Below are 24,534 nucleotides of genomic sequence, written 5' to 3'. Positions count from 1 at the left end.
CGTCGGATGAACAGGGGGCGGGGCCGTACGCGGCTCCGCCCCCGGCCTGCCCGGGCCCCGCGCATTCGTTAGGGTGACGCCGTGGCAAGAGTGCGGTTGAGCGTGGCGGAACGGCGTGAGGAGCTTTTGCGCGCTGCCGTCGAACAGATCGAGGTGCGGGGGGTCGCGGCGGTACGGATCGCCGACGTGGCCGCTGTGCTCGGTGTGAGCAATGCGCTCGTGCTCTACCACTTCTCGACCAAGGAGAAGCTGGTCGCGGCCGCCTTCGCGCATGCCGCCGAGGCCGACCTCGCCCATCTGCGCAAGCTGCTGACCCGCCGCACCAGTGCGGTACGGCGGCTGCGCGCCGCCGTCCGCTGGTACGCCCCGACGGGCCAGGCCAAGGGCTGGCGGCTGTGGATCGAGGGCTGGGCGGCCTCGCTGCGCGATCCGGCGCTGCGCAATGTGGCGGGCGATCTCGACCAGCAGTGGAAGGCGGAACTGGCCGAGGTCATCGAAGAGGGCGCCGCCGCGGGCGAGTTCCACTGCGACGACCCGATGTCCGTGGCCTGGCGGCTGACCGCCCTGCTGGACGGCCTGGCCGTGCAGATGACGTCGTACGCGGGTCCGCTCTCCCGGGCCACGATGCTGGCCTGGACCGATGAGGCCCTCGCCCAGGAACTCGGCATCGACCGTGCGGCGCTGACGGCCTGAAGCGCGTCTCCGCCGGTGGATCACCCCGGCGTGTCGGCTTCCCGGCGGTCCGGGTGGGGGATGCCGAGCCGTACGGCGTCGCGTTCGGGCCGGACGGCGGCGATGGCGAAGCCCCCGGCGGCGAGCATGACCGCGGCGGCGATGAGGAAGGACACGAGGTAACCGGCCGATTCCGAGCCTGCGGTGTCGATGATGCGGCCCGTGAGGAAGGGGGCGACGAGGCCGGGCAGCGTGCCGGTGGCCGCGACGATGCCGAACAGTGCTCCTCGTTGGCGCGGGGGCACGACTTCCGCGGTGGTCATGTAGTGCAGGGGGATGGCGATGGCGTGTCCGCCGAAGGCCACCCCGATCAGCACGAGGCGCGGACCGGACGCATCGACGAAGGGGAAGACGGCCATCGCGGTACCTGCGACGACCACGGCGCCGCCCTGCAGGGCACCGCTGGACCAGCGGCTGGACACCCCGCGCGATTTCAGGGCGTCGACGAGCGGGGAGAGGGTCAGCAGGAGGACGAGGCTGAAGGCGGAGATGGCACTGATGGTGGTGGCCGCGCGGGCGGGCGTCATCTCCAGCTGTGTTCTCAGATAGGTCGGGAGCCATGCCTGACTGAGGGAGAGGGCCCAGGCCGCGCCGAAAGCACTGGCTATGGAGCCGAGTACGGTCCCGTTCAGCAGGAGTCTGCGGTAGGGCAGGAGACGGCCCGACGGCGGGATTGCGGCAGCCGCGGATTCGTGGGCGTGTCCGAAGGAGCCGTCCTGCCCGAAGGGGCCGTCGTGACCGAGCCTGAGCCAGGTCAGGCTCCAGACGACACAGGTCACCGCGAGTACCGCGTACGCCGAGCGCCAGCCGAAGTCGCTGATGAGCCAGGTGAGCAGGGGCGCCGATATGAGTGTGCCGAGAGCTGCTCCACCAATCTGGAGCGCGGAGGGCAGTCCGCGTCTGGTGGTGGGGAACCACTTGTACAGGGCGTGCATGGACATCGGGGCCGCGGGCCCTTCGGCGGCTCCCAACAGCACGCGGCCGGCGATGAGCGTGGGAACAGCGGCCACGAAAAGGACCGGGAGCTGGGCGACGGCCCACAGGATGGTCAGGGTGAACAGGAGTATCCGGCTCGATATGCGGGACGCGGTGAAGCCGACGAGCAGCCCGGAGAGGCTGAACAGGAGAGAGAAGGAACTGGAGATCAGACCGTAGGTGCCGTTGCTGATGTCGAGTTCGTCCATGATCGGGACGGCGGCCAGGCCCAGGACGGACTTGTCGGCGTAGTTGATGACCATGAAGGCCACGATCAGGGCAGTGATCAGCCAGGCGCGGCGGGGATCGTAGCGGGGTTCGGGCACGCTCGGGTGCGGGGCTGCGCGGCCGGTGACGGGCTCGGTGGGGCGGGTGACCATGGGTGACTCCTGCGCGGGTGCGGGGGTGCAGATGGGCCCAGCTGGTGTGTCGAGGGTCCGCACGAGCCTGTGCCGTGCTCGTGGGCGTGTGGTGAGCCGGTGGGCGGGCCGGGCCCGGGAGCTCCCCGCCCGCCGGGTCACACGAGCGATTCGGCGATGGCGTTCTTGTGGATCTCGGTGGTGCCGGTGACGATGCGGAACATGCGCAGCGTGCGGAAGATCTGCTCGACCTCGTGACCGTGGGTCGGTCCGGCCTTGCCATGGATCTGTACGGCCTGGTCGGCGGCGCGGAAGCAGGACTCGGAGGTGAACAGCTCGCACATGTTCGCCTCGACACCGATGGCGGCGCCCCCGTCGGATCTCCAACGGCATCCAGCGCGCCGGCCCCTGGCCGCGGTGGCCATCACCATGGAACGGGCGGCGTAGATGTCGGTGGCCATCTCGGCGAGCTTGTGCTGGATGGCCTGGAGGGCGAGCAGCGGGCGGCCGAGGACGAACCGATTTCACGGCTTCGCTTCCACACCTGTTCCAGGACGGGCCGGTCGGCCTCGGTCTCGGGAGTGATGCCCCGTTCCTGTTCGAAGGGGATCAACTCGTCGCGAAGGTAGGTGCGGAGCCTTTCGACGAGCTCCTGCAGACGGGGGTTGTCGTCGTACGACGGTTCGAGGGTGAAGGTCATGAGTGGTGTCCGTTCAGTGCACGCGGCGTTCGGCACCGGTCCAGTAGCGTTCGCGGATGGCACGGCGGTCGATCTTGCCGTTGGGGTTGTGGGGAAGGGCGTCGGTGAAGTCGATGGAGCGGGGCTTCTTCATGCGGGCAAGCCGCAACGCGCAGAAGTCGATGAGCTCGCTCTCCTGAAGCTCCGCGCCGTCGCGCAGGACAACGACGGCCTTGACGGCTTCGCCCCATTCGGAGTCCGGGATCCCGACGACAGCCGCCTCGAACACGTCGGGGTGCTGGTGCAGGGCGGATTCGACCTCGACGGCGTAGATGTTGAAACCGCCGGAGATGATCATGTCCTTCTTGCGGTCGACGATGAAGATGTAGCCGTCGCCACGGCGCCGCGCGAGGTCGCCGGTATGGAACCAGCCGTCATGGAAGGTCTCGGCGGTCAGGCCGGGTTCGTTGAAGTAACCGGGTACGACGTCGGGGCCCCGGACGGCGATCTCACCGATCTCGCCGTCGGCGACCTGGACACCGGAGTCGTCGACGATCCTGATCTCGGCCTCGGCGAGGGGACGGCCGCAGGACAGCAGCAGCTCCTCGTCCTGGCCCTCGATCGCGCGCCGGTGGTCGTCGGTCGACAGGAACAGCACGCCGGAGGTGGTCTCCCCGCAGCCGTATCCCTGAGAGAGCACGGGGCCGAACAACTGCCACGCCTCGCGGATCCGCGCCGGTGACATCGGCGCGGCACCATACATGAGCTGGCGCAGGCCGGAGACGTCGTAGGCGCCCCGGTCAGGCAGTGCGAGCACTGTATTGATCATGGTCGGTACCACGAACGCATGCGTCGCGCGCTCCCGTTCGACGGTGGCGAGAAAGGCTTCGGCATCCCAGCGCTCCATGACGACGGCGCATCCGCCGGCGAAGAAGATGCCCATCAGCGGCATGCCGGAGGCATGGGTGACGGGGCCGGCCAGGATCTGCTTGTCCCCGGGGCCGACCCGGGTGTGCGCGGTCATCACGGACTTGCGCATCAGGGCGAGACGGTTGCCGTACGTCTGTGTCGCCGCTTTGAGCTTGCCGGTGGAGCCCGAGGTGAAGTGCAGCACGGCTGTGTCGTCCTCGTCGCAGTCGACATCGACCGGCTCGCGGCGGGCTGCGGCAAGGACCTCGGCATAGCCGGGACCGAGCTCGCCCGGTCCGTCGAAACCGATCACGCTCTTCACCTCGCTGCCCGGCACGGCCTGCCTGGCCGTCTCCAGATGGGCGGCGTCCACGAGAAGCACCCGGGCCTGTGACTCGCGCAGCAGATGGGCCACTTCCTGTACGCCGAGGCGTGCGTTGACGGGGGCGCGCACAAGTCCGGCCTTGTACAGGGCCACTTCGGTGACGACGAGTTCGGCGCGGTTGGCCGCCAGTGTCGCGACGCAGTCTCCGGCGGTCAGACCGAGGGCGCGCAGCGCGGCGGCGAGCCGGTCGCTGTGCTCGTCGAGGGCGGCATAGGTGAGCCGCGTGCTGCCGCAGACGACGGCTTCGGCTTCGGGATGGTGGCTGCTGGTCCTGCGTACATATCGCCCGAGGTTCATGACGACTCCGTAACTGAACAATCTGTCTGTAAACGATCTCGATGACGGGAAACGTAACGCGCGACAGCCTGCCGGTCAACGGTTCGAAAGGAAGACGCAATAATCCAGGGCATGAAGACTGCAGGTGACCGCCGTGTCCGCCGCACCCACCGCGCCCTGCGCGCGGCCCTCGTCGACCTCGTCCTGGAGAAGGGATTCCATGCGCTCAGCGTCGAAGAGATCACCGAGCGCGCCGATGTCGCACGCGCGACCTTTTACGCGCACTACCGGGACAAGGAGGACCTGCTCCTCGGCATCGTCCGGGATCTGACAGAGGACCGCGAGCGCCTTCTGCCCGCGGTCGAACAGGCGCAGACACAAGGCTTCACCGGCCTCCCGGTGCTCTACATCTTCCGGCACGCGGAGCAGGAGAGGCGGGTCTACCAGGTCATTCTCCGAGGAGAGGGCGACGGGCGTGCCCTGCGCGAGTTCTCCGGGATCATCTGCGAGCGGGTCGAGACCGTTTTCCGCGAGCGCGCGGCGCAGCTCGGCGTCGCACCGCGCATCCCGTTCGACGTCATCGCCCGGGCCTGGACCGGCGAGCTCATCGGCGTGCTGACCTGGTGGGTCGAGAACGACACCGGTTACGGCGCCGCCGAGATCACCGGACACCTCCGGGATCTGTCCGTGTACGGCCGCGTCTGGGCCTCCGGACTCGCCCCCTCGGACGCTCCGGGCGCCTTCGACCCCCCAGTGGACGAGGCGGGCTCATAGGCCCGCCGGCCCGACCGGACCTGGCCACGTTTCTGGACACGCTGTACGGTACTGATCAGTTGGCAGCACCGACAGGAGTGGGCGCATGACCGAAACACCTTCGCTGACCGAGCTGACCTGGGCGCGCGGATTCACGGACCCGGCCTGGGTACGCCGGCACACCACGTCCGGCCGCGAGACCGTGCCCAGCCGGCGCGTATGGCGCGGCAGGACGCAGCCGCTCGACGTTCCCTGCGCACCGCAGGATCTCGAAGCGCTGGAGTTCACCACGTCCGGCGGCCGGTCGCTGACCCTGCCGACGTTCTTCGCCGCCGCCCAGACGGACGCCTTCCTCGTCATGCACCGCGGCACCGTGGTCTACGAGCGCTACCTGCACGGATACGAATCCCATGTGCCGCACTTCAACGCTTCGGCGGCGAAGTCGTACATCGGCCTCCTCGCAGCGATCCTCGCGGACCAGGGGCTGCTCGACCGCGACGCGCTCGTCACCCGATACGTCCCCGAACTCACGGGAACAGCGTTCGGAGAGGCACGGGTCGACGATCTGCTGCACATGGGCACCCTGATGAGCTACGCCGACCGGCCTTTCGACAAGGCGATCGAGGCCCAGCGGTACTTCGCCATCCTCGCCCCGCAATTGCGCCCCTACGGCTACAACGGCCCCACCAGCATCCGCGAACATCTCGCCACCGCCCGGGCCACCGGCAAGCCCGGCACGGAATTCCGCTACGAGAACGGCAATGTCGAGGCCCTCGCGGAAGTCCTCCGCCGTGTCACCGGCATCAGTACGTCCGCGCTGCTCAGCGAGGTGATCTGGTCCCGGCTGGGGATGGAGGAGGACGCCTACTACATCCTCGACTCCGAAGGAACCGAAGCGGCGTGCGGCGGCTTCAGCGCGACCTTGCGTGACGTGGCCCGGCTCGGCGAGATGATCCGATGCGGCGGCGCCGTAGGTGACCGTCAGATCGTGCCCGAAAGCATCGCCACGACGATCGCCACCGGCACCCCTGACGGCTATCCCCGGCGGGTCCGCTTCCCGGCGGCACCCCCGGACTCGCCCGCCACGCTGTCGTACCACGACCTCTGGTGGATCCTGAACGACCCCTACGAGTCCTTCATGGCCAGCGGCATCCACGGACAGCGCCTGTTCATCTCCCCCAAACTGGACCTGGTCATCGCGCACTTCGCCTCCCAGGTCATGTCGCCCTCGGTCCCCCCGGCGCCGCTGGTCCAGGCCTTCATCCGGATCGGCACCCACCTCGACGCCGGGATCTGAAAGGCGCTCCGCCTACCCGGCCGACGAGGATCAGGTCTGGCGCAGGGGTGCGTACGCATCCCCCTGGAGTCCGAAGGTCCAGGCCACACCCTCCTTCGCGGTCCTCGTGCCGGGCGGCACCCGGAGCCAGTAGATGCGGTGGGTTCCGTCCGGCTCCGGGGTGGAGTTGACGACCTCGACCATCACCACGTCCTCGTCGCCGTCCAGCGCGATCCGCCAGAGGACGCCTGTCTCGTCCCGATGGACCGGCTCGGCGCCGGACTCGGTGAGGTAGCGGTCGTAACCGTAGAACTCCAGCATCACGCGGCGCAGTTCCGCGTTCTCCTCCTCACGTATCCGTTCGGGGGTCAGGGAGTTCAGTTCCGCGAGGAATTCGGCGGGCACGGGCATGCCCCGCCAGGCGTGGAGCGCGAAGCCGTCGCGGTAGGCGAGCGCCGGGCCGTCCCCGCGGTCGAGCCGGCCCGCCTCGTCCCGGTGGAGCGCTTCGGGGCGCTCGCTGATCACCACGACACGCTCGTACGGCCACCACCAGCCCGCGTGCCTCGCAACCTCGGCCAGACCGTCAAGCCGCTCGCCCCGGCCGTCGAACGCGGCGAGCCAGGCCGCATCGTGCTGGCCCAGGACCGCGTCGAGCAGCACCAGCCGGACATCGGACTCGTCCTCGGGGCGCTCCGTGAGGTCCGCGACGACACCGGCCCTGATCCGCTCGGCGAGCGCCGCCGTGGTCTCCCAGAGCTGCGCCCCCGTGGCCGACCACAGGGCGGACCAGCCCGCCGGGCCCAGCTCGTCGTACATCCGGCGCCGCTCCTGCGCCCAGGGCCGGGTCCGTACCTCGTCACGCACCGAGCGTCCGGCGTCGACGAGCTTCTCGACGGCCTCCACGCCGGCCCTGGGCGAGTCGACCCAGACGATCCGCTCCGGCTCGGCAAGTCCTGCGCTGCGGTAGGCGAGCCGGAGCCCGTCCTCGGCCGCGGCCCGGTCCGCCGCGCCGGTCGCCGCTGCCACGGCCCGCCATGAGTCCACATACTGCATCGGTCTTCCCCGTCCCCTGATTCCATGTCGTTCGGTGTTCTGTGTCTGCGTGCTCCGGATCTCTGATCCGGCACGGTGATCCGCTGCTGCCCGGGTGGGCCCGGCGGCGTCAGTCCGCGACGATGCGGACCGCGCCCGGGGCGTACTCCCGCTGGCGCACCACTCGGTACCAGCCCTTCGACAGCGGTATCGCCGCGTGCTCCTCGTGAACCACCCGCCCGCCTTCGGGGAGATGGAGCAGCATCGGTCCGAAGGCACCCGCCTCGCGCATCAGCCGGCCCGGCCCCTGAACGGCGTGGGCATGGCCGGTGACCTCGCCCAGCGCGAGGACCATCCGCCCCCGGCCGTCCCTCGGTTCGCCCGGCGCGTCCACCAGATGCGCGGGCACCGCCGACTCCTCCAACGACACGATCAGTACATCGCCCTGCCGGTACACAGACGTCTCCCCTCGATGGCCGCACCCGCTGTGCCGGCCACGAGGAAAACGCTAAGGGGAGGGTCTGACAACCGAGCGGCGACCGGCTCTCACGGGCGTCGGTGGACATGTCACGGACGGTCCCCGGTCGCGCCGTTGTCAGTGCGGCTTGATAAACCTTGCGGACATCAGCCGTCCCCCAGTACCAGGAGCCCAGGGTCATGTCCGGTGTGGACCATCTGCACGAGTTGCTCGGCCTTCCCGCCGTCGACTTCCAGCACGCGACGAAGGAAACACCGGTGCAGGCCGCCGGTGCGGCGGCCTGGCGCATCACGGTCGATCCGTACGACGACGAGTGCGAGATGACCTGGGAGGAGGCGTTCCAGGCGTTTCTGACGGCGGTCGACCCGGCCGGTGTGCGGGCGCTCATCATCGGTCAGTGGGGCGAGTCGTACGAGGAGACCTCGTCCTACCCGATCGATCTGGTCATCGCCGCGGCCGACCGGCTGACCTCGCTGGAGGCCGTCTTCGTCGGCGACATCATCCCGGAGCAGAATGAGATCTCCTGGATCGAGCAGTCCGATGTCACCGCACTGCTGACCGCGTTCCCCGGCCTGCTGGAGCTGGGCGTGCGCGGCGGCACGGATCTGGTTTTCTCCCCCACGAAGCACGAGCGGCTGAGTTCGCTGACCATCGAGACCGGCGGCCTGCCGGTCGGAGTGATCCGCGGCATTCTGGACAGCGAACTGCCCGCGTTGGAGCGGCTCGACCTCTGGCTCGGCGTCTCCGCGTACGGGGGCGACGCCGATGTGGCGGACCTGGCCCCCCTGCTCTCCGGCTCCCGCTTCCCCCGCCTCCACCACCTCGGTCTGCGCAACAGCGAGGTGCAGAACGAGATCGCGGCGGCCGTCGCGGGTGCCCCGGTCGTCGCCCAGCTCCATACCCTCGATCTGTCGCACGGCACGCTGGGTGACGAGGGCGCGGCGGCGCTGCTGGACGGTCAGCCGCTCACCCATCTCGAACGGCTGGATCTGCACCACCACTTCATGACCGAGCCGATGGAGCGCCGGATCACTCAGGCGCTGGAACCCCATGGGGTGCGGGTCGATGTGTCGGAGCGTGAGGAGCCCTGGGGCGGTCGCGGTGCCGAAGGCCGCTACACCGCGATTTCGGAGTGATGCGCGATGACCGACATCGAACACCCGGAGACCTTTCACGGCCTGCCCGTCCTTACCCTGCCGGGGCCGGACCAGTCGCGCACCAGCCCTCTCCCGGCCGCCGGTTCGGTCGCGTGGCGGCTGGAGAGCGCCTGGCAGGCCGATCTGACGTTCGCCACGCTGTGGCAGCACTTTCTCGACACGGTCGACACTTCGCGGGTGCGGGCGCTGCTGATCGGCCCTTGGTGGCAGGAGGAGTACGAATCCTTCGCGCCCGTCGTCGAGCTGCTGGCCGGCCATGCGGATCGCTTTCCGGCCCTGAAGGCGCTCTTCCTCGCCGATGTCGTCAGCGAGCAGTGCGAACTGTCGTGGCTGGAGATGGCCGACATCACCCCGGTGATCGAGGCGTTCGGACAGTTGGAGGAGTTGACGGTACGCGGGTGCGGCGAGCCGGTCGACAACAAGGAGACACTCGGCCTGCGGCCGGTGCGGCACAAGGCGCTCAAGTCGCTGCGGTTCGAGTCGGGCGGGCTGCCGTCCGGCATGGTGCGGGCGATCGGAGCGTCGGAGCTGCCTGCGCTGGAGCACCTCGAACTCTGGCTCGGCGTCACCGAGTACGGCGGGGACGCGACGGTCGAGGACCTCGCGCCGCTGCTGTCGGGTGCGGCGTTCCCCGCGCTGCGCCATCTCGGGCTGCAGAACAGCGAGATCCAGGACGGGATCGCGGCCGCGGTTGCCTCCGCTCCGGTCGTCGCCCAGCTGGAGTCGCTTTCCCTGGCGATGGGAACCCTGGGCGACGAAGGCGCCCAGGCGCTGCTCTCGGGCCAGCCGCTCACCCACTTGACCTCGCTGGATCTGCACCATCACTACATCAGTGACGCGTTGGTGGACCGCCTCAGGAACCTGCTCGGTTCCGACCGGGTCAACGGCGAGATCCATGAGGTCGAGTACTGGGATCCGGAAGAGGACGACGACCGCTATGTCGCCGTCTCCGAGTAGTACGGGCGGCCCGGCGCCGCGCTTCGTCGTCGTGGGTGTGCCCGACAACCGCCGGGTCGCGCTCTTCCAGGACGCCGTGCGCGCCGCCGGGCTGCCAGCCGCGCGGGTCGTGCCCTGGCTGGACGTCCTGCGCGGCGGGGCCGCCTTCCGGCCGGGCGAGACCGTACGGATGGACTCGCCGGGTGAGGACGCCGAGGTGGAGCGGCTGCTCCGGGCGGTCGCCGATCCGGCCAGGGTCGAGGGGACCGCCCTGTGGTACGCCCGGTTCACCTCGGCTGTACGGGCAGTGGCGCGGGCGGCGGCCGCTTCCGGTGCCGTTCTGCTCGACGACCCCGGCGATGTCGCGGTGCTGTTCGACAAGCGGCTCTGCCATGCCGTGCTGGACGGCGCCGGAGTGCCCGTACCCGCGTCGCCGACCTCGGGAGCCGCCGCCCCCGTGGTGCGCGACTGGGCGGACGTACGCGAGCGGATGACGGCCCATGGCATGCCCCGGGCCTTTGTGAAGCCGGCGCACGGTTCGTCCGCCTCGGGGGTGCTGGCCGTGGAGACGGCCGGACCCGGCCGGGTCCGGGCGACCACATCGGTGGAGCGCGACACGGCCGGCCGGCTCTTCAACTCGTTGCGGGTGCGCCGCTGCACGACGGAGCGGGAGGTCGCGGCGATCGTCGACGCACTCGCACCGGACGGGCTGCACATCGAGCGCTGGCTGCCCAAGGCCACCCAGCGCGGCCGGGCCGTGGATCTGCGGGTCGTGGTGGTGGCCGGCCGCGCCACCCATGCCGTCGTGCGCACCAGCCACTCCCCCATGACCAATCTTCACCTAGGCGGCGAGCGCGGAAGTCTCGACGACGTCCGTGCGGCCATCGAGGCCGCGGGCGGCAGCTGGGCCGAGGCCCTGGCCGTGTGCGAGCGGGCAGCGTCCTGTTTCCCGGACACGCTGTGTGTGGGCGTCGATCTGCTGCCCGCGACCGGCTGGCGGCGCTTCGCCGTCGGCGAGGTCAACGCCTTCGGCGATCTGCTGCCCCGGCTGACCGGCCTTCCCGGCAGCGGCGCCGAGGGCCTGGACACCTATGCGGCGCAGGTCGCCGCCGTACTGAACAGAGCAAGGAACCACCGTGCAACCGCCACTTGCTGACACCGGGCCCGCCCTAGCGGACGCCCGGAACCCCGACATGAGCGAGATCGTGGGCAGCCACGACCTGCTGCTCATCACCCTGGACACACTGCGCTACGACGTGGCGGCGGAGCTCGCCGCCGCCGGACGCGTCCCGCATCTGGCGCGCCATCTGCCGGACGGCGTCTGGGAGAAGCGGCATGCGCCCGGCAGCTTCACCTACGCCTCCCACCAGGCGATCTTCGCGGGATTCCTGCCGACACCGGCCGGCCGGGGGCCGCACCCCCGGCTGTTCGCCGCGCGTTTCGCGGGCAGTGAGTCCACCGCTTCGGGCACCTTTGTCTTCGACACCCCCGATCTGCTGTCCGGCCTCGCCGGTGTGGGCTACCGCACGGTGTGCATCGGCGGCGTCGGCTTCTTCAACCGGCAGGGGTCGCTCGGCTCCGTACTGCCAGGCATGTTCCAGGAGAGCCACTGGGAACCGGAGTTCGGCGTCGCGTCGCCCACTTCCTTCGAGGCGCAGGTGGCCCGTGCCGAGCAGGTCGTCGCCGAACTCCCCGCCGAGCAGCGGTTGTTCCTCTTCGTCAATGTGGCCGCCATGCACCAGCCCAACTGGTTCCACCAGCCGGGGGCCACGCGCGAGGCGGGCGATTCCCGCGCCACCCATGCCGCCGCCCTGGAGTACGTCGACGCCCACATCGGCCGACTCTTCGCCGCCGCGAGCAGCCGCCGCCGCTGTTTCGCCATCGTCTGCTCCGACCACGGAACGGCGTACGGGGATGACGGCTACACCGGTCACCGGCTCGGTCACGAGTCCGTCTGGACCGTTCCCTACGCGCACTTCTTCCTGGAACCGGGGGCCACCGCACCATGAGCCGCACCACGACCGTCTCGCAGACCACCCGCCCGTACCAGAGCTATGTCTACGCCTATCCGCACAAGACCGCCTATCGCCCTCTGGCCGACCGGCCGGCGTTGCGCGAGCTGTGGGCGGCCGAGCGCAAGGATGCGCTCTCGCTCTATCTCCACATACCGTTCTGCGAGGTCCGCTGCGGCTTCTGCAATCTCTTCACCCGGATCGGCGCTCCCGATGAGCTGACGACCCGGTATCTCGATGCTCTGGACCGGCAGGCGACTGCCGTCCGCGACGCGCTGGGAGACGCCGAGCCGGTACGTTTCGCCGCGGCGGCGTTCGGCGGGGGCACTCCCACGTTCCTGACCGCGGCGGAGCTGGAGCGGCTCTGCGACATCGCGGAGAAGCGGATGGGCGCCGATCTGCGGTCCGTTCCGCTGTCGGTCGAGACATCGCCGTCGACCGCGACGGCCGACCGGCTGGCCGTGCTCGCCGACCGCGGGACGACCAGGATCAGCATCGGCGTGCAGAGCTTCGTCGAAGCCGAGGCGCGTGCCGCTGTGCGACCGCAGCGCCGCGCGGAGGTGGAGGCGGCGCTGGACCGGATACGTGATGCCCGCATCCCGGTCCTGAACATCGACCTCATCTACGGCATCGACGGGCAGACCGAGGACAGCTGGCGCACCTCGCTGGACGCGGCGCTCGGCTGGCAGCCGGAGGAGCTGTATCTCTATCCGCTGTATGTCCGCCCGCTGACCGGTCTCGGGCGGCTCGGCGCCGACGGCGAGGCAGCCGCGGACGCCGCCTGGGACGAACAGCGGCTGCGGCTGTACCGCACGGGCCGGGACCATCTCCTCGCCCACGGCTACGAGCAGGTGTCCATGCGGATGTTCCGCCGCGCCGACGCCCCGCGGACGGACGGCCCCGACGACTACGCCTGCCAGACCGACGGCATGATCGGCCTGGGGTGCGGCGCCCGTTCGTACACCTCGAAGCTGCACTACTCCTTCGACTACGCGGTGGAGATGCGTGAGGTGCGGGCGATCATCGACGGATACACCGCGACCGAGGACTTCTCGCGCGCCGAGGTCGGACGGTACGTCGACGGCGACGAGGCCCGCCGCCGCCACCTCCTGCAGTCCGTCCTCCAGGCCGAGGGGCTGCAACCGGCCGACTACCGGGAGAGGTTCGGCACCTCCCCGGCCGACGACTTCCCCGCCGAACTGGCCCGGTTCGAGGCGCGCGGCTGGCTCGACGCGACGGCCGGGGCGTCCGGGGCGTCCGGCCCGCTGCGGCTCTCCCCCGAGGGCCTGGCCCACTCCGACGCGCTGGGCCCCGAACTCTTCTCCCCCGGCGTACGGGCCGCGATGGCCGCGTACGAACTGAAGTGAGCGCGCCCATGGACCTGACCATTCTCTATCGCGGTCCGCTCGCGTCCTGCGATTACGACTGCCCGTACTGCCCGTTCGCCAAGCGGCGCGACAGCCGGGAGCAGCTGCGCGCCGACCGCGCCGCGCTGGAGCGGTTCACGGCGTGGGCCGCGGCGCAGACCGGCGACCGGATCTCGGTCCTGTTCACCCCGTGGGGCGAGGGTCTGGTCCGCTCCTGGTACCGGCGTGCGCTGGTCGAGCTGGCGCAGCTGCAGCACATCGGCCGGGTCGCGATCCAGACCAATCTCAGCACCCGTACGGGGTGGCTGGCCGAGGCGGGGGACGCCGGCCGCGAGAAGATCGCGCTCTGGTGCACATACCACCCGGGGCAGACTCCGTACGAGCGGTTCGTCGCCAAGTGCCGGGAGCTGACCGCGCTCGGCATCCGCCACAGCGTCGGTGTCGTCGGGCTCGACGGCCATCTCGACGAGGCGCGGCGGTTGCGGGCCGGCCTGCCGGACGAGGTCTATCTCTGGGTGAACGCCGCGGAGGGGCACACCTATACGGATGAGGAAGCAGATCGGTGGACGGCCCTCGACCCGCTCTTCCCGTACAGCCGGCATCCGCACCGGTCGGCCGGGCTGCCCTGCCGGACGGGCGAATCGGTCATCTCGGTGGATGGTGACGGCACGGTGCGGCGCTGCCATTTCGTCCCGGCGGAGCTCGGCAACCTCTACGACGGGAGCTACCGGCGCTCTCTCGGCCCGCGGGCCTGCCCGCTGGCTGTCTGCGACTGCCATATCGGCTATGTGCATCTGGAGACGCTGCCGCTGTACGACGTCTTCGCGGGCGGTGTGCTGGAACGGATACCGGCTTCCCCGTTGTCGCCCCTCGCCGGACGGGCCTGAACCTCCAGGCCGTCCGGCGAGCGAGGGCACCACGGTGGCGGACGCCGCCTAGAGCGGCAGGAGGTCCGGCCGCTTCGCCTCGACATGGTCGCCGGAGGACTCGCCGCGCAGTCTCCGGCCGATCCACGGGACCAGGTACTCGCGCGCCCAGTGGATGTCGTCGCGCCGTACTTCGAGCGTTCCGCGCTGTGCCTGCGGGGGCCATTCCTGGTCTGGGTCGGCCGGCACATCGATGCCGAGGACCTGGGCGGCGCGCAGCGCGACCCTGGTGTGTCCCTCGGGCGACAGATGGAGCCGGTCGTCGTCCCAGGCGCGCCTGTCCTGGACGGACCGCAGCGACCACAGGTCGAGGACCGGGCAGTCGTAGCGGTCGGCGATGGACCGCACATGGGCGGTGTAGGTGGCGATCTTGCCGCGCAGATGGCGCAGCACGGGAACGCCTCGGGTGTCGAAGCCGGTGGTGACCAGGACGGTGCCGACCGATTCGGTCAGCTCGGCGACCGCCCGCTCGAAGCGCTCGGCCACGTCGTCGGGGTCGGTGCCGGGCCTGATGATGTCGTTGCCGCCCGCGCAGAAGCTCACCAGATCGGGTGCGAGCTCCTTGGCGCGCGGCACCTGCTCCTCGACGATCTGGTCGAGGAGGCGTCCGCGTACGGCGAGATTGGCGTACCTGAAATTCCCGTGAGTGGAGCCTTCGGTACTCGTCCCCGCATCGGGGTCCGGGAGCTGGTCCGCGAGAAGTACCGCGAAACGGTCTGCCCAGCCGACGAAGGTTCCGTCCGGGCCGGGGTCGCCGACTCCCTCGGTGAAGCTGTCGCCAATCGCTGCGTACGACCCGATGACGCCATGTCGGTTGATGACGCCACGTTGATTTTTTCTCGAATCGTCTGCCACAAACGCTTATCCTGCACCGCCGAATGTGACCTACGCGACCGCAATAAGGGGTTGACGGGTGGTGAGATAGACCACCCGGTCAGTTTTTGGTAAAGGGGGAATAAGCAGAAGGGGCGGTGCGCCGCCGCGCACCGCCCCTTCTGTGTTGCTCAGTTCATGCTTTGTTGCTCAACTGCCCGCTCGTCCGGCTCAGACGTAGATGCCGTGCGAAGCCAGGAAGGCGATCGGGTCGATGTCCGAGCCGTACGCCGGGCCCGTGCGGACCTCGAAGTGCAGGTGCGGGCCGGTGGCGTTGCCGGTGGCGCCGGAGAGGCCGATCTGCTGACCGGTGCTCACGGCCTGGCCCGCGGAGACGGAGATCGAGGACAGGTGACCGTACTGCGAGTAGTGGCCGTCGGCGTGCTTGATGACAACCTGGTTGCCGTACGCGCCGCCCCAGCCGGCGGTGACGACGGTGCCGGAGGTGATGGCCTTCACACTGGTGCCGGTGAAGACGGGGAAGTCGATGCCGGTGTGGCTGCCGCTGGACCAGTTGGAGCCGGAGGCGCGGTATCCGGTGGTGTGGTTGCCGGGAACCGGGTGGCTGTAGCCGGAGCTGTTGCTCTGGCCGGCCGGGGCGGAGGTCTTGGACTCCGTGACCGTCGAGACCTTGGCCGGGGCGGACTTGGCCGGGGCGGACTTCTCCACGACCGACGAGGGCACCGAGAGGGCCTTCGACGGGAGGGCCGCACCCGTGCCGGCACCGGTGGACGCGGCGTCACCCGACGCCTTGCCGCCGAGCGTCAGCTTCATGCCCGGGAGGATCAGGCCGGGGTCTTCACCGACGACCTTGCGGTTGTCCTGGTACAGCTTCTGCCAGCCGCCCTTGACCTTGTGCTCGGTGGCGATCTTCGACAGGTAGTCGCCGGAGACCACGGAGTACGTCGTGGTGGCGGCCTGCTTCTGCGCGACCGGCTTGGCCGGGGCGGAGTGCGTGGCGGCGGAGGCCGACTGCGGCACGGCGGTCGGGGCCGACTGCGACGCGGCGTGAGCACCGGTGGCGCCGAGCAGCGGCAGTGCGATGACAGCACCACCGGCGCCTGCGGCGGCGACGCCACGGGCGATGATGCCGGACTTCGTACGACGGTGCTTACCCGATATGGGCATGACGTGCTTCCTCTCCGGCGCCTGCGAGGTGAGCTGTCGGGTTCGGGCTGGAGATGCCCGGCCGCGCTGAGCGCGACTTCACCCCTAGCCGGCCGGATTTCTCCGATCGGCGGCCTACCTGGTTCCCCCGCTCCTGCCACGCGATGAGTGGGTGCGAATTCCGGTCGGCGGCAGGACTAGGCGGTCCGTCCGGATTGACGGTGACCGTAAGCGAGTCGGGACGGCGATAACAAGTGACTGGTTCCGTACCGGAATCCGCGCTCGGAAATCGGCACGGAATTCCGGTCACACTCCGTGGATTAAGGATCTTGGCTTTCCGCACCGCGCACGGAATGCCCGACCGCCCCGCCGGCACACACCGTCACGGATATGATTCCGCTCACGAGGGGGCGACCATCTCCCGTACAAGCGGGGCACATTCAGCCAAATACACCCATTGCGGACATATCGCGCTCATCGTTCGCGTCGGAGCCTCAGCACCCGCGCATCGAGATCCCCCCGAAGCCCGGTGTGCAGCCCCTGATGCAGCAGTACCGAACCGTGGTGAACCGCCCCGGTGTCCAGGCAGGTGTATGTCGCTGCGGGGTCGATCCCGCGCAACCGCAGGGCCGGGGGCCGCTCCCCGTACCTCTGTGCCTCCAGCCACATCAGGACCACGGTCTCGTCCCCGTGGACGTACTGGACCGCGCTGAGTCCGCCACGCGGGGCGCGCAGCCGGTACAGCGCGCCGTGCTGCACCACCGGCCGGATCTCCTTGTAGAGGTCCACCCAGGTCCGCGCCTCGGCCAGCTCGTCCTCGCTCCAGTCGGTGAGGTCCCCACCGACCCCGAGCACACCGGCCATCGCGCTCACGAAACGGAACCGCAGTGAGCTGACCCTGTCGTTGAGCTGGATATTCGGGCTGTCGGTGACCCAGGCTGCCATCACCCGGGCCGGATGGATCTGACCGAAGCCCTCCTGGATGGTGAGGCGGTCGAGCGGGTCGGTGTTGTCCGAGGTCCACACCTGGTCCGTGCGGGACAGAATCCCCAGGTCGATCCGGCCGCCGCCGCCCGAGCACGACTCGAAGGCAACGGTGGGGTGCGCGGCCCGGAGCCGGTCGATCAGCGCGTACAGGGCGTCCACGTGCTCGATCCAGAGCTTCTGCTGATACTCCTCACCCGGCCAGCCCGCGTCGGTGAAGCAGCGGTTGAAGTCCCATTTCACATAGTCGACGGGCGCACTGGAGAGCAGTGTGTCCAGTTGCTCCCACAGATAGTCCTGCACATCGGTGCGGGCCAGATTGAGCACGAGTTGATTGCGGAACTCGGTCCGCGCCCGTCCCGGGAAATGCTGCACCCAGTCGGGGTGTGCGCGATAGAGATCGCTGTCGGCATTGACCATTTCCGGCTCGACCCAGATACCGAACTGCATGCCGAGTCCGTGCACTTCGTCGGCGAGCGGCTTCAGTCCGCCGGGAAAGCGGTCCGGATTCGGCGTCCAGTCGCCGAGCCCGGCGCGGTCGCTGGTGCGCTGCCCGAACCACGCGTCGTCCACGACGAACAGCTCGACGCCCATCGCGGCGGCGCGCTCGGCGAGGGCGCGCTGCTGCTCCTGCGAGATGTCGAAGCCGGTCGCCTCCCAGGAGTTGTAGAGCACCGGCCGCAGGCTGTGTGCGTCCGGGATCACATGGGCCAGCTGCCAGGCGTGCCAGGCCCGGCTCGCCCCGCCGAACCCCTCCGCACTCCACAGACCGGCGAAGACGGGGGTGGTGTACGACTCCCCCGGCGCGAGCAGCAGCAGCCCCGAGTCGTCGTAGCCGGCGCCGCCGGTGATCTGCACGAGCCCATCGGGGAGCTGCTGTACGGAAATCCGCCACGACCCGGACCAGCCGAGCGCACAGCCGTACACCTCGCCGCCCTCCTCGGTCGCCGCACCGTCGGCGTCGAGTGCGACCCACGGCAGGTACTGGTGCCCGGTGTGGCCGCGCCTGCTGGAGATGACGTTCTCGCCGTACGTCAGTTCCGTCCGTGCGAGCTGCGACTCCGCCGCCCAGCGTCCGTGCAGCCGGCTCAGCCGCCAGCCGTCGCGGGCGGGCAGAGCCCAGGCTGCCGCGTCGGCGCGCAGCAGTTCCAGCGGCGGACCGTCCGGCCCGGCATGGGCGACGGTGGCCCAGCGCTCGATCACATCGGAGTCGTCCCGCATCCGGTAGTGCAGGGTGAGGGCGAGCCGGTGCACGGAGTCGGTGAATCCGATACGGAGTTCGTCTCCGTCCACCGTGGCGTCGGCAAAGGCCCACTCCGTGCCGCGGACCTCAGGGGTGCGTACCGAGAGGGCCGGGCGGACGAACCGGGGGCCGCCCTCCACCGGGTACTCCTCGCGGCCGTCGAGCTGGGACTCGAAGCCCCTGAAGGGTGGCTCCGGTGCTGCGGCCAGGGCCTCGGCCGCGGCAAGGGGGATCCTCGGTCCCCAGTGCAGATGGACCAGCTCGTCCCGTTCGGTGAGTCGCAGTGCGTAGCTGCTGCTCGCCCCGGTGAGCAGCCAGGTCCGGCCCTTGTCGCCAGTCTCGATCATCGCATCCCCACATTCCAACAGTTCCGCACATCATCGACCATTTCCGATGGGTGGGCAACGGCCTTGCAAGGAATTCACCGGGCGGATTCGCCGCAGGAGTACGGGGGTTCGCAGAAGTATCGACAAGCAAAGAGCTCGATGATTGCCTGGGGAATCAATGTCGTATCGTCGCGGGAGTGGCCTTGTCGGCGACTCGCGCCGGCGCCAGACACTCCAGGAGTCACTGTGACGCAGCAGCTGCCGCAGATCCCGTCGACGGAACCCGAGCTGGCGGGTGTCCGCAACTTCCGCGATGTGGGTGGACTGCCCACCGCGGACGGCCGGCGGGTGCGGTACGGACGGCTCTTCCGCAGTGGTCACCTCGCGCACGCCACCGCCGAGGACGCCGCCTTCCTGAGCGGGCTCGGTCTGCACACGGTCTTCGACTTCCGCAATGCGGCCGACCACCGGCTCGACGGCCTGGATGTGGAGCTGCCGGGCGTACGCAATGTGAGCATCCCGCTCTCCGACCCCGCCGACGGCGCCGAGTTCTGGCGGATGGTCCGTGACGGCGACCTCGACCAGTTGCGCTCGATCCTGGCCGACGGCAAGGGAACCAACCGGATGATCGCCTCGTACCGCGCGACCATCCGGGACCGTACCGCCGAGCACAGCCGGGTTCTGCACGCCCTGGCCGAGGACAGCGTTCCCGCGCTGATGCACTGCGCGGCGGGCAAGGACCGGGCCGGTCTGTCGATCGCGGTGTCACTGCTCGCGGTCGGTGTCGAGCGCGACGCCATCGAGGCCGACTATCTGAAGTCGAACGACGCCCACCGCCGCTACAAGGTGCGCCGCAGCGACACCTCGGCGGACGGCATGTCGGCCGAGGTGATGGAACTGCTCAATCCGCTCTTCGGCGCCCATGCCGACTACCTCGCGGCGGCCTTCACCACCATCGAGGAGACCTGGGGCAGCACGGACCGCTACTTCTCCGAGGGCCTGAAGCTCGCGCCCGAGACCCGTGAGCAACTGCGCGGCCGTCTCCTCGACGAGGCGTAGCCCCACCCGCTCTTCGCGGTGGTCAGCCCTTGCCGGCCACCGCGAAGAGCAGGTAGAGGAAGGCCGCGAAGATGTGTCCGGCGACGAGGTAGGCAAACAGCCGGATCACCACGCCGCGTGGAAACTTCCGCTCCTGGGCTTCGTAGTTCTTCCTGGACCCGAGCGGGTCGAAGTTCTCTGAATCGGACATGACAGTCCTCTCTGGCGACCGGACGGACCGGTCTCAGCGACGGTGGATGCCGCTGCCGAGGCACAGCTCGGCGGCGGGGCTCTGCAGCAGGGTGTGGACGAAGAGCAGCTCGGCACCGTCGCGGTCCACGGCCGCGATCCGGTGCGGGGTGAGCGAGTCGAAGTGCGCGCTGTCACCGGGGGCGAGATCGTGCACGGTGTCCCCGAGCGTGACCCGGAGGTGTCCGGCGAGCACGTACAGCCACTCCTCGCCGGGATGGACGCGCACGAGATCACCCTGGGCGCCGTACGGAACCCGGACGCGGAGCGCCTGCATCGCCCGGCCGGAGCCGCCGGCCTGCTGATACATCCAGCCGTCGGCCTCGGCCCCCTCGAACTTCCCGCCGCGGATGATCGCCTCCCGTTCCGGGGGCGTCTCGCCGAGCAGCTCGGAGACCGTCGTACCGTAGATCCTGGCAAGACCGAGGAGCATCGGCAGCGAGGGCTGCCGACGGCCCGTTTCGAGCCGGGAGAGATGGGCGGGTGAGAGCCCTGCCCGCTGAGCGGCGGTCTCCAGGGTGAGACCACGGCTGCGGCGCAGATCGCGCAGGCGTGGCGCGACCCCGGGCAGCTCGTCGGCCACCCCTCCGTCTGGAGTGTTCATGTACCCATTGGGCCAGGAGCTTTCCTCTGAGGCAAATTTATTGCCTCAGAGGCAAACGAGGTAAACCTTTCAGAGCCGCCCGCGGGGTCAGCGGTTGGCGACGGCCTGTTTCACCAGGGTCCTGCCGAAGTCCCACATCAGCCCGCCGCCGCTGTGCGCGTCGTCCATCACGGCGGTGAACGCCGTGACGAACCGGTCGACGTCCGGCTCCCCGATCACCAATGGCGGAATCAGCTTGATCACTTCCAGATGATCCCCCGAGACCTGAGTGAGGATGCGGTGCTTCTGCAGCAGGGGCACCACCACCATCTGCGCGAAGAGACCCTTGCGTGCCGCCTGCAGCATGGTCCAGCGGCTGCGCAGCTTCAGTGACGACGGCCGGCCGAACTCGATGCCGATCATCAGCCCGCGCCCGCGCACCTCGTGCAGCAGCTCATAGCGGCCGACCAGTGCGGCCAGCCGCTCGCGCAGCAGATCACCGGTGCGGCGCGCACCCGCGACGGTCTCCTCGTCCTCCATCACCGCGAGGACCGCGAGTCCGGCCGCCATCGCCTGGGCGTTGGAGCCGAAGCTCGCGGAGTGGACCAGGACCCGGTCCATCGACGAGTAGACGCGTCTGAAGATCCAGTCCTTGCCGAGGGTCGCCCCGACCGGCACATAGCCACCCGAGAGAGCCTTGGCGACACAGACCAGATCGGGTTCGACACCCTCCTCGTGCTGGTACGCGTAGAAGTCGCCGGTCCTGCCGAGGCCGGTCTGCACCTCGTCGGCGATGAGCAGTGCCTTGTGCTTGTGCAGCAGTTCCTGCGCGTCCCGCAGGAAGCCGGGCGGCGCGGCGTGGACGCCCTTGCCCTGGATCGGCTCGACGACCAGTGCCGCCACATCACCGCGCTTCAGTTCACGGCGCAGTGCGTCGAGATCACCGAGTCCGATGGCGGTGTCCGGCAGCAGCGGTGCGAAGCCGTCCCGGAAGCCGCTCTCCCCGTTGACCGAGAGCGAGCCGGTCGTCAGCCCGTGGAATGCGTGGGTGCAGTAGAGAATCCTGGGCCTGCCGGTGGCGTACCGGGCGAACTTCAGGGCGGTCTCGACAGCCTCCGTACCGCTGTTGCCGAAGAAGACCCGGTCCAGGTGCGGGCTGTGCGTGAGCAGCTTCTCGGCCAGCAGCCCGGGCAGCGGTTGGCAGTCGAAGCGGGTGAGATCGGCCAGCGAGGCGTCCAGGACGTCGTGCAGGGCCTTGCGCACGACGGGGTGGTGCCGGCCGAGGCCCATCACGCCGAACCCGGCGAGCATGTCGAGGTAGTCGTTGCCGTCCGCGTCCCAGAAGTGCGCGCCCTCGGCTCGTTCGTAGACCTTGTCGAAGCCGATGGTGTGCAGCATGCGGGGCAGCTGGTGGTTGAGGTATTTCGTGTGCAGCTCGTACCGCTCGCCGCCGCGCTCCGCGAGGAGCTGTGCCAGGTCGAAGCCCTTGGGCCCGTCGTCCTTCATGCCCCGCGCTCCTCGGTCCTTGTCGCTGCCTCCTTGGCGGCCAGTGCGGCGCTGATGCGCCCCGCGACCTCGACAGGAGTGAGCCCGATGTCGGCCAGCACCTCGGCGCGCCTGCCGTGGGCGAGGAACTGGTCGGGGATGCCGAACGTCCGCAGCGGTACGTCGACCCCGGCATCCCGCAACGCCTGCCCGACGGCCGAACCGACGCCCCCTGCACGGCTGTTGTCCTCGACGACGGCTACCAGCCGGTGCCGTTCGGCGAGCGGGGCCAGCTGTTCGTCGACCGGCTTGACCCAGCGCGGGTCGACGACGGTGCAGCGGATGCCGCCGCCCGCCAGCAGGTCTGCGGCCTTCAGACAGACCGGGGCGAGCACGCCGACGGCCACGAGCAGCACATCGGGTTCGTCCGACCGGTGCAGTACGTCCATCCCGCCGATCCGGTCGATGGCCGGGATCGGCTCCCCCACCGACTCCTTGGGAAACCGGATCACGGTGGGTACGTCGTCGATGTCGACGGCCTCGCGGAGCTCGGCGCGCAATTCGTCGGCGTCGCGCGGGGCGGCGATCCGCAGCCCGGGGACGACCTGCAGCATGGACATGTCCCACATGCCGTTGTGCGAGGGCCCGTCGGAACCGGTGACTCCGGCCCGGTCGAGGACGAAGGTCACCCCGCACTTGTGCAGCGCGACATCCATCAGCAGTTGATCGAAGGCCCGGTTGAGGAAGGTGGCGTAGACGGCGACGACCGGATGCAGTCCGGCGGTGGCGAGCCCCGCTGCGCAGACCGCCGCGTGCTGCTCGGCGATCCCGACGTCCCAGACCCGCTCGGGGAACGCCTCGGCGAACTTCGTCAGTCCGACGGGGTGCAGCATCGCCGCGGTGATGGCCACGACATCCGGCCGCTCCGCGCCGATCGCGGCGATCTCGTCCCCGAACACCGAGGTCCAGGAGGGCGCTCCGGACGGGGCGAGCGGTGCGCAGGTCAGCGGGTCCATCGCGCCCACGGTGTGGAAGCGGTCGGCCTCGTCCCGGAGTGCGGGCGGATAGCCGCGGCCCTTCTCGGTGAGGCAGTGCACCAGCACCGGGCCGTGGAAGCGTTTCGCCCGGTGCAGTGCGGATTCGACGGCCGCGATGTCATGACCGTCGATCGGCCCGACGTACTTGAGCCCGAGGTCCTCGAACATGCCCTGCGGGGCGAAGGCGTCCTTGAACCCTTTCTTCGCGCCGTGCAGCGACTCGTACAACGGCTGTCCGATGACGGGCGTCTGCTGGAGCACGCCCTTGCCCCAGGAGAGGAAGCGTTCGTATCCGTCGGTGATACGGAGGGTGGCGAGGTGGTTGGCGAGACCGCCGATCGTGGGGCCGTAGGAGCGTGCGTTGTCGTTGACCACGATGACCAGCGGCCGGTCCCTCGCGGCCGCGATGTTGTTGAGCGCCTCCCAGGCCATCCCGCCGGTGAGGGCCCCGTCACCGATGACGGCCACGACATGGTCGCTCCGCCCCAGCACCTGATGGGCCTTGGCGATGCCGTCGGCCCAGCCGAGGACGGTCGAGGCATGCGAGTTCTCGATGACGTCGTGCTCGGACTCCTCGCGGGAGGGGTAGCCGGAAAGGCCCCCCTTGCCGCGCAGCTTGGAGAAGTCCTGCCGCCCGGTGAGCAGTTTGTGCACATAGCTCTGGTGCCCGGTGTCCCACAGGATGCGGTCCACGGGCGAGTCGAAGGCCCGGTGCAGGGCGATGGAGAGCTCCACCACCCCCAGGTTGGGCCCCAGATGACCGCCGGTCCTCGCCACCGCCCGGACGAGGAACTCTCTGATGTCCTCGGCGAGTTCGTCGAGTTGTGCTTCGCTCAGCGCCTTGAGATCGTGCGGCCCCCGGATGCTTTCCAGAATCGTCACGCTCGGGCCCCCTCTCTGGTTCCGTTTCAGCTCACGGTGACGGCGGGAACCCCCGATGGTGTCCCTGCGTCGTCCATGCCCTCGGCGATCTTCAGGGCTTCTTCGATCAACGTCTCGACGATCTTCGACTCGGGCACGGTCTTGATGACCTCGCCCTTCACGAAGATCTGCCCCTTGCCGTTCCCGGAAGCGACACCCAGGTCCGCCTCACGGGCCTCACCCGGACCGTTGACGACACAGCCCATCACGGCCACCCGCAACGGCACCTCCATGCCCTCAAGACCCGCACTGACCTCATCCGCCAGCTTGTACACATCCACCTGCGCCCGACCGCACGACGGACACGACACGATCTCCAGCCGCCGCTGCTTCAGATTCAACGACTCCAGAATCTGCAGCCCGACCTTGACCTCCTCGGCCGGCGGCGCCGACAGCGACACCCGGATCGTGTCCCCGATCCCCTCGCTCAGCAGCG

The 24,534-nt window shown here is 69.5% G+C and carries 22 protein-coding genes, 1 pseudogene and 1 riboswitch; of the genes and pseudogenes, 10 read left to right on the top strand and 13 right to left on the bottom strand.

From position 1 onward, the window contains the following. Positions 1–81 precede the first annotated feature (81 nt). On the top strand, positions 82–693 hold the full coding sequence (locus ACFVYE_RS31645; RefSeq protein ID WP_383971732.1) for a TetR/AcrR family transcriptional regulator: 612 nt from the start codon (positions 82–84) through the stop codon (positions 691–693). A 20-nt stretch (positions 694–713) separates the two neighbouring features. On the opposite strand, the gene ACFVYE_RS31640 is transcribed toward ACFVYE_RS31645, so the two are convergent. The 3 genes and pseudogenes from ACFVYE_RS31640 to ACFVYE_RS31630 all read right to left on the bottom strand — a co-directional run bounded on the left by ACFVYE_RS31640 (position 714) and on the right by ACFVYE_RS31630 (position 4,336). Beyond that, complete coding sequence (locus tag ACFVYE_RS31640; RefSeq protein ID WP_383971735.1) at positions 714–2,087, bottom strand: MFS transporter; 1,374 nt, start codon at positions 2,085–2,087, stop codon at positions 714–716. 137 nt (positions 2,088–2,224) lie between these two features. Further along, positions 2,225–2,587: pseudogene (locus ACFVYE_RS31635) on the bottom strand (acyl-CoA dehydrogenase family protein); the annotation flags it as partial. 192 nt (positions 2,588–2,779) lie between these two features. Further along, entirely contained in the window at positions 2,780–4,336 is a 1,557-nt protein-coding gene (locus ACFVYE_RS31630; RefSeq protein WP_383971738.1) for a long-chain fatty acid--CoA ligase, read from the bottom strand. Between the two features lie 111 nt (positions 4,337–4,447). Here ACFVYE_RS31630 and ACFVYE_RS31625 point away from each other — a divergent pair, with 111 nt between their 5' ends. Then, positions 4,448–5,089 carry a TetR/AcrR family transcriptional regulator gene (locus tag ACFVYE_RS31625; RefSeq protein WP_383971740.1) on the top strand — a complete coding sequence of 214 codons (642 nt, stop codon included), beginning with the start codon at positions 4,448–4,450 and terminating at the stop codon, positions 5,087–5,089. 85 nt (positions 5,090–5,174) lie between these two features. Continuing rightward, entirely contained in the window at positions 5,175–6,365 is a 1,191-nt protein-coding gene (locus ACFVYE_RS31620) for a serine hydrolase domain-containing protein (RefSeq protein ID WP_389607815.1), read from the top strand. Positions 6,366–6,395: 30 nt separating this feature from the next. Here ACFVYE_RS31620 and ACFVYE_RS31615 read toward each other — a convergent pair whose 3' ends face one another. Both ACFVYE_RS31615 and ACFVYE_RS31610 read right to left on the bottom strand, forming a co-directional pair. Further along, positions 6,396–7,397 carry a DUF6745 domain-containing protein gene (locus tag ACFVYE_RS31615; RefSeq protein WP_389607814.1) on the bottom strand — a complete coding sequence of 334 codons (1,002 nt, stop codon included), beginning with the start codon at positions 7,395–7,397 and terminating at the stop codon, positions 6,396–6,398. A 109-nt stretch (positions 7,398–7,506) separates the two neighbouring features. Next, entirely contained in the window at positions 7,507–7,833 is a 327-nt protein-coding gene (locus ACFVYE_RS31610) for a hypothetical protein (RefSeq protein WP_266355770.1), read from the bottom strand. 200 nt (positions 7,834–8,033) lie between these two features. On the opposite strand from ACFVYE_RS31610, the gene ACFVYE_RS31605 reads away from it, so the two are divergent. From ACFVYE_RS31605 to ACFVYE_RS31580, 6 genes are read left to right on the top strand one after another with little or no spacing between them, the layout of a single operon-like run. Then, a complete protein-coding gene (locus ACFVYE_RS31605) occupies positions 8,034–8,990 on the top strand; it encodes an STM4015 family protein (protein ID WP_383971749.1) in 957 nt (318 codons plus the stop codon). 6 nt (positions 8,991–8,996) lie between these two features. Then, on the top strand, positions 8,997–9,968 hold the full coding sequence (locus tag ACFVYE_RS31600; RefSeq protein WP_383971752.1) for an STM4015 family protein: 972 nt from the start codon (positions 8,997–8,999) through the stop codon (positions 9,966–9,968). Then, positions 9,949–11,103 carry an STM4014 family protein gene (locus ACFVYE_RS31595; RefSeq protein ID WP_389607813.1) on the top strand — a complete coding sequence of 385 codons (1,155 nt, stop codon included), beginning with the start codon at positions 9,949–9,951 and terminating at the stop codon, positions 11,101–11,103. The genes ACFVYE_RS31600 and ACFVYE_RS31595 overlap by 20 nt, the downstream gene beginning before the upstream one ends. Positions 11,104–11,140: 37 nt before the next feature. Continuing rightward, positions 11,141–11,956 (top strand): STM4013/SEN3800 family hydrolase, encoded by an 816-nt coding sequence (locus tag ACFVYE_RS31590; RefSeq protein WP_389607812.1) that lies wholly within the window; start codon positions 11,141–11,143, stop codon positions 11,954–11,956. After that, positions 11,953–13,326, top strand: a complete 1,374-nt coding sequence (locus ACFVYE_RS31585; RefSeq protein ID WP_383971761.1) for an STM4012 family radical SAM protein — start codon at positions 11,953–11,955, stop codon at positions 13,324–13,326. Before ACFVYE_RS31590 ends, ACFVYE_RS31585 begins: the two co-directional genes overlap by 4 nt. Before the next feature lie 8 nt (positions 13,327–13,334). Then, positions 13,335–14,213 carry an STM4011 family radical SAM protein gene (locus ACFVYE_RS31580; RefSeq protein WP_383971763.1) on the top strand — a complete coding sequence of 293 codons (879 nt, stop codon included), beginning with the start codon at positions 13,335–13,337 and terminating at the stop codon, positions 14,211–14,213. A 48-nt stretch (positions 14,214–14,261) separates the two neighbouring features. On the opposite strand, the gene ACFVYE_RS31575 is transcribed toward ACFVYE_RS31580, so the two are convergent. The 3 genes from ACFVYE_RS31575 to ACFVYE_RS31565 form a co-directional block, all read right to left on the bottom strand. Beyond that, positions 14,262–15,107: an SGNH/GDSL hydrolase family protein gene (locus ACFVYE_RS31575; protein WP_327271572.1), complete on the bottom strand. Its 846-nt coding sequence runs from the start codon at positions 15,105–15,107 to the stop codon at positions 14,262–14,264. A 189-nt stretch (positions 15,108–15,296) separates the two neighbouring features. Beyond that, positions 15,297–16,253 carry a peptidoglycan DD-metalloendopeptidase family protein gene (locus ACFVYE_RS31570; protein ID WP_383977329.1) on the bottom strand — a complete coding sequence of 319 codons (957 nt, stop codon included), beginning with the start codon at positions 16,251–16,253 and terminating at the stop codon, positions 15,297–15,299. Between the two features lie 5 nt (positions 16,254–16,258). Beyond that, positions 16,259–16,413, bottom strand: a riboswitch (cyclic di-AMP (ydaO/yuaA leader). A gap of 293 nt (positions 16,414–16,706) precedes the next feature. Then, complete coding sequence (locus ACFVYE_RS31565; protein ID WP_383977332.1) at positions 16,707–18,806, bottom strand: alpha-galactosidase; 2,100 nt, start codon at positions 18,804–18,806, stop codon at positions 16,707–16,709. 225 nt (positions 18,807–19,031) lie between these two features. Between ACFVYE_RS31565 and ACFVYE_RS31560 the strand changes: the two genes are divergently transcribed. Continuing rightward, positions 19,032–19,844 carry a tyrosine-protein phosphatase gene (locus ACFVYE_RS31560; protein ID WP_383977335.1) on the top strand — a complete coding sequence of 271 codons (813 nt, stop codon included), beginning with the start codon at positions 19,032–19,034 and terminating at the stop codon, positions 19,842–19,844. Positions 19,845–19,866: 22 nt separating this feature from the next. Here ACFVYE_RS31560 and ACFVYE_RS31555 read toward each other — a convergent pair whose 3' ends face one another. The 5 genes from ACFVYE_RS31555 to ACFVYE_RS31535 form a co-directional block, all read right to left on the bottom strand. Next, positions 19,867–20,034, bottom strand: coding sequence for a DUF6126 family protein (locus ACFVYE_RS31555; protein WP_383977338.1), 168 nt, complete (start codon positions 20,032–20,034; stop codon positions 19,867–19,869). A 33-nt stretch (positions 20,035–20,067) separates the two neighbouring features. Beyond that, positions 20,068–20,676 (bottom strand): helix-turn-helix domain-containing protein, encoded by a 609-nt coding sequence (locus ACFVYE_RS31550; RefSeq protein WP_383977341.1) that lies wholly within the window; start codon positions 20,674–20,676, stop codon positions 20,068–20,070. Between the two features lie 87 nt (positions 20,677–20,763). After that, a complete protein-coding gene (locus ACFVYE_RS31545) occupies positions 20,764–22,161 on the bottom strand; it encodes an aspartate aminotransferase family protein (RefSeq protein WP_383977344.1) in 1,398 nt (465 codons plus the stop codon). Continuing rightward, positions 22,158–24,059 (bottom strand): 1-deoxy-D-xylulose-5-phosphate synthase, encoded by a 1,902-nt coding sequence (dxs, locus tag ACFVYE_RS31540; RefSeq protein ID WP_383977347.1) that lies wholly within the window; start codon positions 24,057–24,059, stop codon positions 22,158–22,160. Before dxs ends, ACFVYE_RS31545 begins: the two co-directional genes overlap by 4 nt. Before the next feature lie 26 nt (positions 24,060–24,085). Then, the coding region (locus tag ACFVYE_RS31535; RefSeq protein ID WP_389607811.1) for a flavodoxin-dependent (E)-4-hydroxy-3-methylbut-2-enyl-diphosphate synthase at positions 24,086–24,534 on the bottom strand (449 nt) is incomplete at its 5' end.

The organism is Streptomyces sp. NPDC058239, assembly GCF_042882185.1.
Lineage (GTDB): Bacteria > Actinomycetota > Actinomycetes > Streptomycetales > Streptomycetaceae > Streptomyces.
This window is presented reverse-complemented; position numbering and strand designations above follow the sequence as displayed.

Coding starts and splice junctions, on each gene's coding strand:
- ACFVYE_RS31640 (WP_383971735.1), bottom strand. CDS start 2,087: ATGGTCACCCGCCCCACCGAGCCCGTCACCGGCCGCGCAGCCCCGCAC.
- ACFVYE_RS31630 (WP_383971738.1), bottom strand. CDS start 4,336: ATGAACCTCGGGCGATATGTACGCAGGACCAGCAGCCACCATCCCGAA.
- ACFVYE_RS31625 (WP_383971740.1), top strand. CDS start 4,448: ATGAAGACTGCAGGTGACCGCCGTGTCCGCCGCACCCACCGCGCCCTG.
- ACFVYE_RS31620 (WP_389607815.1), top strand. CDS start 5,175: ATGACCGAAACACCTTCGCTGACCGAGCTGACCTGGGCGCGCGGATTC.
- ACFVYE_RS31615 (WP_389607814.1), bottom strand. CDS start 7,397: ATGCAGTATGTGGACTCATGGCGGGCCGTGGCAGCGGCGACCGGCGCG.
- ACFVYE_RS31605 (WP_383971749.1), top strand. CDS start 8,034: ATGTCCGGTGTGGACCATCTGCACGAGTTGCTCGGCCTTCCCGCCGTC.
- ACFVYE_RS31600 (WP_383971752.1), top strand. CDS start 8,997: ATGACCGACATCGAACACCCGGAGACCTTTCACGGCCTGCCCGTCCTT.
- ACFVYE_RS31595 (WP_389607813.1), top strand. CDS start 9,949: ATGTCGCCGTCTCCGAGTAGTACGGGCGGCCCGGCGCCGCGCTTCGTC.
- ACFVYE_RS31590 (WP_389607812.1), top strand. CDS start 11,141: ATGAGCGAGATCGTGGGCAGCCACGACCTGCTGCTCATCACCCTGGAC.
- ACFVYE_RS31585 (WP_383971761.1), top strand. CDS start 11,953: ATGAGCCGCACCACGACCGTCTCGCAGACCACCCGCCCGTACCAGAGC.
- ACFVYE_RS31580 (WP_383971763.1), top strand. CDS start 13,335: ATGGACCTGACCATTCTCTATCGCGGTCCGCTCGCGTCCTGCGATTAC.
- ACFVYE_RS31570 (WP_383977329.1), bottom strand. CDS start 16,253: ATGCCCATATCGGGTAAGCACCGTCGTACGAAGTCCGGCATCATCGCC.
- ACFVYE_RS31565 (WP_383977332.1), bottom strand. CDS start 18,806: ATGATCGAGACTGGCGACAAGGGCCGGACCTGGCTGCTCACCGGGGCG.
- ACFVYE_RS31555 (WP_383977338.1), bottom strand. CDS start 20,034: ATGTCCGATTCAGAGAACTTCGACCCGCTCGGGTCCAGGAAGAACTAC.
- ACFVYE_RS31550 (WP_383977341.1), bottom strand. CDS start 20,676: ATGAACACTCCAGACGGAGGGGTGGCCGACGAGCTGCCCGGGGTCGCG.
- ACFVYE_RS31545 (WP_383977344.1), bottom strand. CDS start 22,161: ATGAAGGACGACGGGCCCAAGGGCTTCGACCTGGCACAGCTCCTCGCG.